This window comes from Shinella kummerowiae (assembly GCF_009827055.1).
Taxonomy (GTDB): domain Bacteria; phylum Pseudomonadota; class Alphaproteobacteria; order Rhizobiales; family Rhizobiaceae; genus Shinella; species Shinella kummerowiae.
Genome location: NZ_WUMK01000005.1, coordinates 310403 through 323311 on the forward strand (window position 1 = coordinate 310403; position 12909 = coordinate 323311).

At 62.8% G+C, this 12909-nt stretch carries 13 protein-coding genes; 7 read left to right on the forward strand and 6 right to left on the reverse strand.

Going from position 1 to position 12909, the window contains the following annotated elements; all coding sequences use genetic code 11:
* Positions 1 to 6 precede the first annotated feature (6 nt).
* The 5 genes from GR138_RS15130 (at position 7) to GR138_RS15150 (ending at position 4963) form a co-directional block, all read left to right on the forward strand.
* Positions 7 to 912, forward strand: a complete 906-nt coding sequence (locus GR138_RS15130) for an ABC transporter permease (protein ID WP_160860075.1) — start codon at positions 7 to 9, stop codon at positions 910 to 912.
* Positions 909 to 1742 carry an ABC transporter ATP-binding protein gene (locus tag GR138_RS15135; protein ID WP_160860076.1) on the forward strand — a complete coding sequence of 278 codons (834 nt, stop codon included), beginning with the start codon at positions 909 to 911 and terminating at the stop codon, positions 1740 to 1742. Before GR138_RS15130 ends, GR138_RS15135 begins: the two co-directional genes overlap by 4 nt.
* On the forward strand, positions 1739 to 2488 hold the full coding sequence (locus GR138_RS15140) for an ABC transporter ATP-binding protein (protein ID WP_160860077.1): 750 nt from the start codon (positions 1739 to 1741) through the stop codon (positions 2486 to 2488). The genes GR138_RS15135 and GR138_RS15140 overlap by 4 nt, the downstream gene beginning before the upstream one ends.
* Before the next feature lie 24 nt (positions 2489 to 2512).
* The gene (locus GR138_RS15145; protein ID WP_160860078.1) at positions 2513 to 3010 is read left to right on the forward strand and encodes a GAF domain-containing protein; all 498 of its coding nucleotides are present in this window, start codon (positions 2513 to 2515) and stop codon (positions 3008 to 3010) included.
* Between the two features lie 207 nt (positions 3011 to 3217).
* Positions 3218 to 4963 carry a peptidoglycan D,D-transpeptidase FtsI family protein gene (locus tag GR138_RS15150; protein ID WP_160860079.1) on the forward strand — a complete coding sequence of 582 codons (1746 nt, stop codon included), beginning with the start codon at positions 3218 to 3220 and terminating at the stop codon, positions 4961 to 4963.
* 98 nt (positions 4964 to 5061) lie between these two features.
* On the opposite strand, the gene GR138_RS15155 is transcribed toward GR138_RS15150, so the two are convergent.
* Positions 5062 to 5586, reverse strand: coding sequence for a dihydrofolate reductase family protein (locus GR138_RS15155; RefSeq protein WP_160860080.1), 525 nt, complete (start codon positions 5584 to 5586; stop codon positions 5062 to 5064).
* A 45-nt stretch (positions 5587 to 5631) separates the two neighbouring features.
* Between GR138_RS15155 and GR138_RS15160 the strand changes: the two genes are divergently transcribed.
* Positions 5632 to 6210, forward strand: coding sequence for a TetR/AcrR family transcriptional regulator (locus tag GR138_RS15160; protein ID WP_160860081.1), 579 nt, complete (start codon positions 5632 to 5634; stop codon positions 6208 to 6210).
* A 133-nt stretch (positions 6211 to 6343) separates the two neighbouring features.
* Here the strand turns inward: GR138_RS15160 and ssuD are convergent, their stop codons facing one another.
* From ssuD to GR138_RS15185, 5 genes are all read right to left on the reverse strand, one after another.
* Positions 6344 to 7513, reverse strand: coding sequence for an FMNH2-dependent alkanesulfonate monooxygenase (ssuD, locus tag GR138_RS15165; protein ID WP_160860082.1), 1170 nt, complete (start codon positions 7511 to 7513; stop codon positions 6344 to 6346).
* A 163-nt stretch (positions 7514 to 7676) separates the two neighbouring features.
* Positions 7677 to 8726, reverse strand: coding sequence for an amino acid ABC transporter permease (locus GR138_RS15170; RefSeq protein ID WP_160860083.1), 1050 nt, complete (start codon positions 8724 to 8726; stop codon positions 7677 to 7679).
* On the reverse strand, positions 8723 to 9907 hold the full coding sequence (locus tag GR138_RS15175) for an amino acid ABC transporter permease (protein ID WP_338091098.1): 1185 nt from the start codon (positions 9905 to 9907) through the stop codon (positions 8723 to 8725). Before GR138_RS15175 ends, GR138_RS15170 begins: the two co-directional genes overlap by 4 nt.
* 14 nt (positions 9908 to 9921) lie before the next feature.
* Complete coding sequence (locus tag GR138_RS15180) at positions 9922 to 10884, reverse strand: amino acid ABC transporter substrate-binding protein (RefSeq protein ID WP_246200514.1); 963 nt, start codon at positions 10882 to 10884, stop codon at positions 9922 to 9924.
* Between the two features lie 434 nt (positions 10885 to 11318).
* Positions 11319 to 11621 (reverse strand): XRE family transcriptional regulator, encoded by a 303-nt coding sequence (locus GR138_RS15185; protein ID WP_160860086.1) that lies wholly within the window; start codon positions 11619 to 11621, stop codon positions 11319 to 11321.
* Between the two features lie 252 nt (positions 11622 to 11873).
* On the opposite strand from GR138_RS15185, the gene GR138_RS15190 reads away from it, so the two are divergent.
* On the forward strand, positions 11874 to 12908 hold the full coding sequence (locus tag GR138_RS15190; protein ID WP_160860087.1) for an ABC transporter substrate-binding protein: 1035 nt from the start codon (positions 11874 to 11876) through the stop codon (positions 12906 to 12908).
* Position 12909 lies beyond the last annotated feature (1 nt).

Below are 12909 nucleotides of genomic sequence, written 5' to 3' on the forward strand. Positions count from 1 at the left end.
AGTCTCATGGCAAACGTCACCGACTGGCTGCTTGACGATTCTCCCGCCTCGCGCATGCAGGCGCGGCTCGGTCGAACCTATCGTATCGTTCTGGCCCTCGCGAAGAACCCGCTCGCCGTCGTCGGCGCGATCATCGTGGCGCTGCTGATCGTCACGGCGCTTGCTGCGCCGCTGATCGCCACGGCGGACCCGATCGCGCAGAACCTGTCGCAGCGCCTGCTGCCGCCGAGCGCCGACCATTGGATGGGCACGGACGAACTCGGCCGCGATATCTGGTCGCGTGTCGTCTTCGGTTCGCGCATCACGCTCACCATCGTGCTGCTCGTCGCAGTCATTGCCGCTCCCGTCGGGTTGGTGGTCGGCGCGGTTGCCGGTTATTTCGGCGGCTGGACCGACCGCATCCTGATGGGTATCACTGACATCTTCCTCTCGATGCCGAAGCTCATCCTGGCGCTCGCCTTCGTCGCCGCGCTTGGTCCGGGCATTCAGAACGCCATCATCGCCATCGCCATCGCCGCCTGGCCGAGCTATGCGCGCATCGCGCGGGCCGAAACGCTGACATTCCGCAATTCGGAATTCATCGCCGCCGTCCAGCTTCAGGGCGCGTCCGCGACGCGGGTCATCGGACGGCATATCCTTCCGCTCTGCACCTCCTCGATGATCATCCGCGTGACGCTCGACATGGCGGGCATTATCCTCACGGCGGCCGGTCTCGGCTTCATCGGGCTCGGCGCGCAGCCGCCGCTGCCGGAATGGGGCGCGATGATCTCGCGCGGTCGCACCTTCATTGTCGATCAATGGTGGGTCGCCACCATGCCGGGCTTTGCCATCATCCTCGTCAGCCTCGGCTTCTGCTTCCTTGGGGATGGATTACGCGATGTGCTCGATCCCAAGCAGGGAGAAAAGCAATGAGTGCACTCCTCGATGTGAAAAACCTGCGCGTCAGCTTCCCGACACCGAGGGGACCGGTGGAGGTGGTGCGCGGCGTTTCCTTTACGCTCGGCCGCGAACGGCTCGGCATCGTTGGCGAGAGCGGCTCGGGCAAGTCGATGACCGGCCGCTCGATCCTCAAGCTGGTGCGCGCGCCCGGCAAGGTCACGGCGGACCGGCTGTCCTTCGACGGTATCGAGCTGACGGCTCAGAGCGAGCGGCAGATGCGCGCCATCCGCGGCGCCCGCATCTCCATGGTCATGCAGGATCCGAAATTCTCGCTCAACCCGGTCATGACCATTGGCGAGCAGATCGCCGAGGCCCTGCTCACGCACCAGACGCTGCCGCGCAGCGAAATCCGCGCCCGTGTGTTCGCCATGCTGGAATCCGTGCGCATCAATGATCCGGAACGCGTCGCAAAGCTCTATCCGCACGAAGTGTCGGGCGGCATGGGCCAGCGCGTCATGATCGCCATGATGCTGATCCCCGAACCCGACCTGCTCATCGCCGACGAACCGACCTCGGCGCTCGACGTCTCGGTGCAGGCACAGGTGCTCGACATCATCAACGAGCAGATCGTCGGCAAGGGCATGGGGCTGATCCTGATAAGCCACGACCTCAACCTCGTCGCCTCCTATTGCGACCGCATCCTCGTCATGTATCGCGGCGAGGTGGTGGAGGCGTGCAAGGCCTCCGAACTCGGGCAGACGAAACACCCCTATACGCGCGGGCTGCTCGCCGCCATGCCGCGCATCGATGAAAACCGCGACGAGCTTCCCGTGCTCGACCGCAGCGCCTGGGCCACCGCATGACCGCCATCTCGCTGAAGAATCTCGATATTTCCTATGGTCATACGCAGATCACGCACGGCGTGACGCTGGACATTGCTGCGGGCGCGAGTTTTGCCCTTGTCGGGGAAAGCGGCTCCGGCAAATCCACCGTGCTGAAGGCCATTGCCGGTCTTGCCCCGCAATGGAAGGGCGACATCGCCGTCAACGGCAAACCGCGCAGCCACGGCATCGACCGCGGTTTCTCGAAAATGTGCCAGATGGTGTTTCAGGATCCCTATGGCTCGCTGCACCCGCGTAAGACCATCGATACGACCCTGTCCGAACCGCTGGACATCCACGGCATCGGCAACCAGGGCAAGCGTGTGGAGGAAACCATGGCAGCGGTCGGTCTCGACCGGCGCTTCCGTTTCCGCTTCCCGCACCAGCTTTCCGGCGGCCAGCGCCAGCGCGTGGCGATTGCCCGCGCCTTGATGCTGGAGCCGCGTATCCTTCTGCTGGACGAGCCGACATCGGCGCTCGATGTCTCCGTCCAGGCCGAAATCCTCAACCTCCTCAAGCGCCTGCGCCGCGAGCAGGGCCTCACCTATCTCATGGTGACGCACAACCTGCCCGTCGTCTCGTTCCTTTGTGACCGGCTCGCGGTCATGCGGGGCGGGCGCATCGTCGAGGTCGCGGATGTCGCGCAGCTCAAGGCGGGAACGCTTGTCGATCCCTATTCGCGCGAGCTGCTCGCCGCCAACAAAGGCCATGCGCTGGAGAGCGCATAAACCATACAGTCCAGGAAAATTGCCATGACGACCGACCACACCGCAGCCCTTGCCGCGTTCGACCACGCCATTGCCACCGGGAAAGGCCCCGGCGCCGCCTATGTTGCGCTTGAAAAGCTCACGCAGGCCGTCGTTGGTGTCAAACTCTTCACGGTCATGGAAGCGAACATGGCGGAAGGAATCTCCAGCCGCTCCTATTCGTCGGACCCTGAAAGCTATCCCGTCTCCGGCAGCAAGCCGATCAACCGCACGCACTGGTTCGATGCCGTCCATGTCGAGCGCCGGCCGTTCGTCGCCAACACGATCGCCGACATTGCCACGGTCTTCCCGGACCATGAGCAGATCTGGTCGCTCGGCTGCGGCTCGGTGGTCAACCTGCCGATCTTCATCGCCGATGACTTCATGGGCACGATGAACATTCTGCACGAAGAGCACTTCTACACGCCGGAGCGTGTGAAGCGGGTGATGGAGGTGCTTGCGATCCCCGCCAAGCTCGCCTTCCTGGCATCGCCGCGCATCTAAATGCGACTTGCAAAGGCCGGAGAGGAAGAGGTTAATTTTCCTCTCGCAGCATCAAGACAATTGTAATTGTATATTAACATCGATTTAACTCAAATTGCTCATGTGCCAATTTAACCATTGGCTTCCCGCACCATCGAATGCAGGCTCCAGCGTACGGGTACAGACAAAAGCCCGATTTTTACCCTGCCATTCATGGGTTGGTTCGGAATGATCGCACTCGTCATCCGGCTGAAAAGCCGTGCGCACTTTGCCGTGCAAAGCAAAAATGGCGCCTTCATCGGCAGCGGGCGCCGCCGGAAGGACGCACGGCAGCGGATCGGTATCCTGATTGCTATTTTTGCCGTTGCCTTCCTGGCAGTCGGTGGCCGTCTCATCCAGTACGGTCTTGACGAGGTCACGGCCACGGCATCGCTGCAGGGCGATCTCAGCGCCATGGCCTCCCGCCCGGACATCCTCGATCGCAACGGCCTGATGCTGGCGACCGATCTCGACATGGTGTCGCTTTATGCCGAGCCGCGCAGGATCATCGATCCGGACGAGGCCATCGAGAAGCTGGCGACCGTCATCCCGAACCTCGATTGGAGCGAGACGAACAGGAGGCTTCGCTCCGGCACGGCCTTCCAGTGGCTGCGACGTCACCTGACCCCGCGCCAGCAGGCGGACATCATGGCGCTTGGCATTCCCGGCCTCGGTTTCCGGCCGGAGAAACGGCGCTTCTATCCGGGCGGCGCCATAGCCTCCCACATCGTCGGCCACGTCAATATCGACAATATGGGCCTTGCCGGGATGGAACGCTATCTCGACCAGCAGGGTCTCATCGCCCTTCGCGAGGCCGGCCTGACGGGCGGGATGGCGCTTGAGCCCGTGCGCCTGTCGATCGATCTGCGCGTCCAGGCCATCGTGCGCGACGTGGTGGCGAAGGCGATGACGGATTATCAGGCCGAAGCGGCGGGCGCCGTGGTCCTGGATGTCGAGACCGGCGAGGTTCTCGCCATGGCGTCGGTACCGGATTACGACCCGAACGTGCCCTCGCGCCAGCTTGCAGACGGCAGCGTCGACAAGGAATACGAAAAGGGTTGGTTCAACCGGATGAGCAACGCGACATTCGAGATGGGGTCGACCTTCAAGGCCTTCACGCTTGCCATGGGGCTGGATGCCGGCAGCATCAACCTCAATTCGGTCATCGACGCAACGCGGCCGATCCGCATGGGCGGTTTCACCATCAAGGATTTCCGCGGAAAGAGACGGCCCCTCTCGATCCCGGAAGTGTTTCAGTATTCCTCCAACATCGGAACAGCGACCATTGCCGATATGGTGGGGATCGAGGGTCACCAGGCATTTTTGACGAAGCTCGGGCTTCTCACCCGGATGGATACGGAAATGCCTGGCATCGCGACACCCACGCAGCCGCGGACCTGGCGGAAGATCAACTCGGCGACGATTTCCTACGGTCACGGTGCCGCCACCACGCCGCTGCAAACCGCCGTCGCCGCGGCGGCCCTGCTCAATGGCGGGAGCCTGATTTCTCCGACATTCATGCCCCGCAGCCGTGAACAGGCAGCGGGCGGTGCCGTGCAGGTTCTCGCCGAAAAAACCAGCGCGGACATGCGCTATCTCTTCACCTGGAACGGCCTGAACGGATCTGGCCGCAGTGCCCAGGTTCCGGGCTTTCGCGTCGGCGGAAAGACCGGTACGGCCGACAAGGTGATCAATGGTCGTTATGCGACGAACATCAATTTCAACGCCTTCCTTGCCGGCTTCCCGATGGATAAGCCGCGTTACGTCGTGCTCTCCATTGTCGACGCGCCGCTGACGGGCGAGAGAGGCGGGCGGCTGGCCGCCTATACGGCCGGCCCTGTCGTTCGCGAGATCATTCGACGCAGCGGCGCAATGCTCGGTGTGCAATCCCGCTTCGGCACTGAGGACGATCCGCAATTGCTGATCGATTATTGAGTTTAGGTTCGCTGCATCGGGGAACCTGATGCTGCGAGCGAGGCGTCGCGACTATACCTTTTCGTGGACCTCGTTGCGTTTCGGCAAACTCCGGCAATCTAGAAACGGTAGTGGAGCCGCACACAGCCCTGATCCAGCGTTTGCGCACTGATAAGCGTCGGGCTGGCTGAAAATCCGGTCGTCGGGAAGAGCCGGGGGCCGTCTCCCAGCATTTCTGGAATGACATAGATTTCGATCTCGTCGAGCGCGTTGCGCTCGAGGAAGGCCATTTGCAACTGGCCGCCGCCCACCATCCACACGTCACCGTCGTCCAGTGCGCGAAGCTCTGCAATCAACGTGTCGACGTCGCCGCGCACCTTGAGCGGTCCCTTGGGCTCGTCAATGGGTCGCGAGGTTACGACGAACACCCGCTGTTCGCCGTAGGCCCAGGGGGATGGCTCGTTTGCAATGAAATCATAGGTGCCTCGCCCCATGACGATCGTGCGGATGCGCTTGATGAAGGTGCGGTAATCATGCTCACCCAGATCCATGCTGTCATATTTGAACAGCCAATCGAGATTGTCGTCTGCGGTGGCGATATAACCATCGAGACTGGTGGCGATGTATCCTAGGATCCGGGCCATGGAAGCCTCCTTGAATAATAAACGAATGTATATTTATATATAGCCATGGCAAGACGCAAGACAATCCCCGACGCGCAGGTTCTCGACGCGCTTCTCGACGCCTTGATGGAAACCGGTCCGGCCGGACTGACATTCGCCCGCGCCGCGCAAGCGGCAGGGCTTTCGGCGGCCACCCTGGTGCAGCGTTACGGCGACCGCGATGCATTGGTGCAGGCCATCCTGTTGCGGGCCTGGGACTGCCTGGACGTGGCGACGGCGGTTGCGGATGAGCAAGAGGCATCGACACCGGAAGGCGCGATTGCCCTCCTCCTGCGGCTCATGGCGCCGGAGAGCGCGGAACGCGACGCCACGGATGGCCTGTTGCTGCTGAGGGAAGATATTCGCAACCCGACGCTGCGCGCCCGCGGCGCGGCCTGGGGGCAGCAGCTTGCGGACGCTCTCGGCCGGCGCCTGTCGCCGGATCCGGAAGAGGGACGGCGCCTTGGCTGGCAGATGGCCAGCATCTGGCAGGGTGCCCATACCTGGTGGGCATTCACGCGTCAGGACACGGCGGAACGGGCAATACGAAAAGCGTTGGAGGAATGGGTGAGAGACGCGGTGGAGCCAAAGGACACGACAGCGTAGGCCAAGGCTACAGCGATCCGTCGGCGCCGGTGTGTACCAGCGCCACCATGGTCGTGCCTGCTGAACGCAGCGTGGCGACGTTCAGCATGGATTCCGGTGCGGCGGCAGCGCCAACCCGGCCCCTCGACCTGGGCTATGACGCCGATGTTAGCCTGACATTGCCGCCATGGCCGCCGCCGCCGAAAACCTGGTGTTCGCCGAAGGACGCGCGCAACTGGTTGCGCGGACCGGGCAGGCCGAGTTCCGGGAAAAGCAGTTCCGAGACGCGGTAGGCCTCTTCCACATGCGGATAGCCGGAGGCGATCACGGTGTCGATACCGAGCGCCTGATACTCGCGAAGCCGCGCGGCGACCGTCTTTGGCGATCCCACCAATGCAGTGCCGGCGCCCGAACGCACCAGCCCGATGCCGGCCCAGAGGTTCGGTGACACTTCCAGCTTGTCGCGGCGGCCGTTGTGCAGGGCCACCATGCGGGCCTGGCCGACGGAGTCCGAGCTCTTGGTCAGGACTTCCTGCGCCGAGGCGATGGCTTCGTCGGAGAGTTTCGAGATCAGCCGGTCGGCGGCATCCCAGGCTTCATCGTCCGTTTCGCGCACGATGAAATGCAGGCGGATGCCGAACGTCGCCTCGCGACCCTTCGCGGCTGCGGCCTTGCGGGCATGGGCAATCTTCTCCGCCACCTGTGCCGGCGGTTCTCCCCAGGTCAGGTACTTGTCGACGAGGCCGCCGGCAAAGTCGATCGCGGCATCCGATGAGCCACCGAAATAGATCGGCGGGCGCGGCTGCTGCACCGGCGGCAGGCCGAGGCGCGCGTCGATGGCCTTGATGTATTTGCCGTCCAGCGTCGATTGGCCGGTCTCGATCAGTTCGTTGAAAACGTGGAAGAATTCGGCGGCGTGGTCGTAGCGTTCATCATGCGGCAGGAAAATGCCGTCGCCGGCCAATTCCTGCGCGCTGCCGCCCACCACGATGTTCAGCAACAGCCGTCCATTGGAGACGCGATCGAGGGTGGAGGCCAGGCGGGCATAATAAGCCGGCGTCGCCGTACCGGGGCGGATGGCGACCAAAAATTTCAGCCTCTCCGTGCGGGCGGCAAGGTCAGCGGCAAGGACGAAGGATTCTTCGCACGCCGCGCCGACCGGGATGAGCACGCCCGAATAGCCGAGGCGGTCGACGGCAACGGCGATCTCGCGAAAATAGCCCGGATCCGGCGGACGGCTCAGCGCGTCCGAGCCGAGATAGGCGCCATCGCCGGAACTCGGGATGAACCACAGGAAGTCGAGGGGCTGGTCGGTTTTGCTCATGAATAGGGTCCTGCCGGTCGTCTGGAGAGGTCACGCATGCCCGGTAGACGTGCGGTTGGGTGCAGAATAATTAAGTCTATAGTTTCTGTAAGGAATATCATTCCATGGTGAGCGCTACCTTGGGATTATTCGTCGCCGTCTGGCATGTGCCGGCAGGTCTCGGTCACAGACGGCGACCGGCCGCAAGCCGCCGCTCAAGCCAGCGGCTGTAGCGCGAAGCGCCAAAGCAGATAGCGAAATAGACGACAGCCACCACGATGTAGGCCTCGTTGTAGAAGCCGAGCCATTGCGGATCCGCAGCGGAGGCGCGGGCGGCATTCAAGAGATCGAAGATGCCGATGACCGCAAGCAGAGAGGTTGCCAGCAGAAAGCCGATGGCGAGATTGACTAGCCCCGGGATGACGATGCGGAAGGCCTGCGGCAGGACGATGAGCTGCTGTGTGCGCCAGAAACCGAGGCCGAGGGCGGTGGCCGCTTCCGTCTGGCCCGCGGGCAGGGCCTGGAGGCCGGCGCGGATGACTTCGGCGATGTAGGCCGCCCAGAACAACGTGACCATCACGATGGCGCGCAGCATCTTGTCGAAGGAGAGCCCGTCCGGCAGCGCCATCGGCAGGATCAGCATGGCGACATAGAGGATGCCGACCATCGGTGTGCCGCGCATCAGCTCGATATAGAGAACGGAGAAAGTACGCAGGCCCCCGAGCGTCGAGCGGCGGGCGAGCGCCAGCAGAACCGCGATCGGCGTGGCGGCGGCAAAGCAGACCGCCCAGACGAAGAGCGTCACCGGCAGGCCGCCCCATTGGTTCGAGGGGATGGGCGTGCTGGTAAAAGCCCCCTGCATCAACAGCCAGCAGGCGAGGATCGTCAGTGGCCAGGCGAAAAGCAGCGGGCGACCCCAGAAACGCGGCACGGCACTTGCCGTCAGGATCGCGGCGAGCAGCAGGATGACGAGCACCGGCCGCCATTGCAGGTCCGGTGGATAAAAGGCGAAGAGGATGAAGCGCAGCTTGGCGGCGACAAAGGACCAGCAGGCGCCGGCCCGCGTGCAGGCTTCGGCATTGCCGGTAAACGTGGCGTCGAGCACCGCCCACCGGAAAAGCGGCGGCAGGATCTGCGACAGCAGCAACAGCGTTGCAGCGGTGACGAGCGTGTTGGTGCGCGTGCCGAACAGGCCGGTGCGCAGCGTTGCGAGGGTGCGGGTGGCGGCGGTCATCGTGTACTTCCCCGTAACGCAACGCGGGTGTTGTAGGCGTTCATCAAGGCAGAGAGGGACAGGTTGATCGTAAGGAACGTGCCGATCAGGATGATCAGGGCTTCCATGGATTGGCCGGTCGTATTGGCCGTCGTGTTGATGATGCTGACGAGATCGGGAAAGCCGATGGCGACGGCAAGACTCGAATCCTTGGTGAGGTCGAGATAGCTCGATGTCGTCAGGGGCGTGATGACGCGCAGCGCTTGCGGCAGCACGACGAGACGGATGATCTGGCCTTCATGCAGGCCCAGCGCCCGCGCCGCTTCCCATTGGCCGCCACCGACCGACTGGATGCCGGCGCGCACGATCTCGGCGATGAGGGCGGAGAATTTTATGACGAGGCCGGTGAGGAGTGCCGCGAATTCCGGCGAAAGATTGAGCCCGCCGCGGATGTTGAAGCCGGAAAGCGCGGGTAGCTCGGCAACGGGCCGCGCGCCGGACAGGAAGAGGGCGGCAAAGGTTGCAGCAAAAGCCAATGTTATCGCCACGGCGCCCGTGCGGCGCGTGAGAGACCGGCAGAGGCGCAGGATGAAGAGAAGTGCCACGGCGAGAATTGCGGTTGATGCGAGCGCAGCGGCGAGGCCGAATGGCCCGCCCTCCAGCGAAACTGAAGGGATGTAGACGCCGCGACTGGTGAGAAAGATTGTGCCGAACAGCGCGGAGGCCTGGCGCGGCGCGGGCAGGGCCTTTGCCAGCGACATCCAGAAGAAAAGCTGGAGCAGTAACGGCGTGTTGCGGGTGATCTCGATGAACCATCGCACGAGGCCGGAGAGCAGGAGATTGCGCGAGAGGCCGGCAATGCCGATGGCAACACCCAGGATCGTCGCAAGCAGGCAGCCGAGCAGCGAGACCTTCAGCGTGTTGAGAAGGCCCGAGAGGATCGCCCTCAGATACGTGTCGCCCGCGCGAAATGCGATGGCGCTCTCGCCGATCTCGAAATTGGCGGAACCCGACAGGAAGCCGAAGCCGGGCAGGATGCCGATGCGCGCCATCGTATCGAGCACGTTGTGCACGAACACGGCGCCGAGTGCGGCGATCACTGCGAGAAAGGCGAGCTGGCCAAGCGGCCAGCCGCCCCACCAGCCGCGCACCTTCTCGACGATGCCGGGCCTTGACGGGCCCGGCATGACGGTACGAAACACGCGTCTGTCCGACATCAACGGAACGGCGGAGAGTAGAGCAGGCCGCCATCGGTCCACAGGCTGTTATAGCCGCGTTCCCAACCGAGTGGCTTCAGGTTTCGATCGAAGATCTCGCCATAATTGCCGACGGTCTTGATGATGGTGTAGGCCCATTTCGGATCGAGCCCGAGCTCCGTTCCGAAGGACGGATCGACGCCGAGGAAACGCTGGATGGCGGGATCTTCCGATTCCAGGAACTGGTCGACATTGGCCGATGTGATCCCCCATTCCTCGGCCTGGATCGTGGCGTTCACGGTCCAGTTCACCAGTTCCAGCCAACGGTCGTCGCCACCGGCAATGGCGGGGGCGAGCGGTTCCTTGGAGAGGCGCTCGGGCAGGAGGATATAGTCGTCCGGCTTTTTCAGCTGCGTACGCTTGCCGACGAGATCGGAGGAATCCTGCGTGATCGCATCGACGCGGCCGGATTCGAGCGCATCGATGAACTGCCCGGTGTCCTCGATGGTGACCGGCGTGAACGTCTTTCCGGTCTTGCGGAAGAAGTCGGCGACGTTGAGTTCGCCCGTCGTGCCGCTCTGCGCGCCAATGGTCGCGCCGTCGAGATCGGCGGCCTTCGTCACGCCGAGATCCTTGCGCACCAGAATGCCCTGGCCGTCATAGAAGACCGTCGGGCCGAAATGGAAACCGAGCTTGAAGGCGCGGGTGGTGGTGACCGTCACGCCCGAAAGCAGGATGTCGAACTCACCGCTCTGGAGGGCGGGAAGGCGCTGCTGCGGCGAAGAGGAGGTGAACTCCACCTTGTCCGGCGTGCCGAAGACGGCGATGGACAGGGCGCGGCCGAAATCGATGAAGAAGCCTTGCCACTTTCCATTGCTGTCCGGCGCGAAGAAGCCGGGCGTGGTGCCGACGCCGACCTTGATGGCACCGCGCTGGTTGATCTTGTCGAGTGTCGGACCGGCATGGGCGAAGCCCGAAAGCATGGTGGTGGCAAGGAAGGTGGCGGCTGCCACCGACTGGATCGCTCGCCGGACGGTTTTGTGCGTCATCATACTGAAATGTCCCCATTTTCAAAAGAACTGAGCTTCCACCGCGAGGAGGCTTCGCCACACGTCGGAAGATATGTTTATATTATCTATAAAATTACTGTATTTAAGAAACCGGCGCCCAAATTTACCCGGTTCCGAAGAAAATTGCTTCTCGCCGGGGCTATCCCGTTTCGATCCGCGGGGTGCGGGTGGCCGGGAACGCGGCGTCTCCTCTGCCCGATGGAAAAGGCGACGCGCGAATCGTGTTTTGAGGAAGGGCGTCCAAGCAGGGGCTGCGTCTGCAAGCCACGCTCAAACGCCGATCAGGCGCCGCCAAGCCTGTGAAGGGAAGCCTTCAACAGGGATTTGGTGATGCCGATAGGCGCCGTTTACGGAACGTCGTCGTGCGCCACGAGGCCGCCTTCGCCTTCCAATGTTGCGATACGCCGCGTTTCGGAGCGGTTGAATTTCAGCCGCACGCCGATTCCGCCATGTTTTCCATCCGGCAGGAATGCGGCTCCGGCGGTCTCCAGCGTAGACTGCAATGTCGCGATGCTTGTGTCATCCGGCTTGCCGAGCTTGCTCTCGAAGCTCTCGATCGTTCCAATGTCGATACCAGAGGCCGTTGCAAGACGCTCCCGGCTGTATTCGACGAGTGCGCGCGCGGCCCGGCACTGAGCGCCTGTAATCATGGACGTCTCCCTTTGCGGCAAGAGGGTTCAACGGCTTTGGTGGATCAAGGTCGCCGGATTTGCCGCCCCTGACAAGTGCATCTGGCCGCGCATGCGCAAAGGCCTTGCAGCGGCGACGTGAGGAGGTCGATCCAATCGGCCGCTTCCCTATGAAAGAATATTCTCCACTTGCCGCAAGATATAATCCATAAAATCTATAAACAATATGCATTCCTGATAGGCTGATTGCATCAACTCGTCAGGGGACATTCGATGAGCCAGCAATCCGAAACCAAACGCGCCAGGGGCCTTTCGCGCCGTGGCCTCATCAAGGCAGCCGGTGTGACGGCTGCTGCCGCGGCCGCAGGGGTAATCGGCGCGCGGTCGACGCGCTATGCGATCGCCGGAAACCTCATTCCGATCAAACTGGAATGGACCGAGGTCGCGGCCTGCCATTCCCCCGTCGGCTTCGGCCTGTCCAAGGGGATTTATGCCAAACACGGGCTCGATGTCGAACTCTTCTATCAGGGCGCAAGCGGGCAGACGCTCATCCAGGCGCTTGCCACCCGCAAGGCGGAAGCCGGCCCCGGCCTCCTTTACGATTGGCTGAAGCCGATCGAGCAGGGCTTCGACGTGCGGCTCTTTGCCGGCTCGCATGGCGGTTGCCAGAGCGTGCTCGTTAAGCCGGACTCGGACATCAAGACGCTGACCGACCTGAAAGGCAAGACGATCGGCACCTTCGATGTCATGTCGCCGTCGCGTGTCGCCTTCTCGGTGGCGCTTGCCAAGGCGGGCCTCAACCCGGAAACCGACGTCACCTGGAAGGTTTTCCCGTTCGATCTCGTTGCCGAGGGCGTGCTGAAGGGCGAGGCGGATGCCGTCGCGCACATGGACCCCTGGGCCTATTCCTATGAGAAGCAACACGGTTTCCGTCGCGTCGCCGATACCCAGACCGGCACGTTCCAGGATCGCGTCTGCTGTGTGCTCGGCGTCAACGGCGATTATTACGAGGCCAACAAGGACGCCATCAAGCGCGTGGCGGCCGCCAACCTCGAAATCCATCAATACACCTCCAAGCATCCGGACGAGGTGGCGAAATGGTATTTCGACACGCTGAGGCCCGGCCTGCCGCTGGAAGACCTGACCGAGGTTCTCGCCTCCTTCACCTACCATGATCATTGGTTCGGCAAGGAGCTCCTGAAGGAAGTGCGGATCGGTTACGAGGATCTCAAGCTGACGGGGGTCATCGACGCCGCCACCGATCCCGAGGAGATCGCCAACCGCATCACCATCGACATCTTCGCGTGAT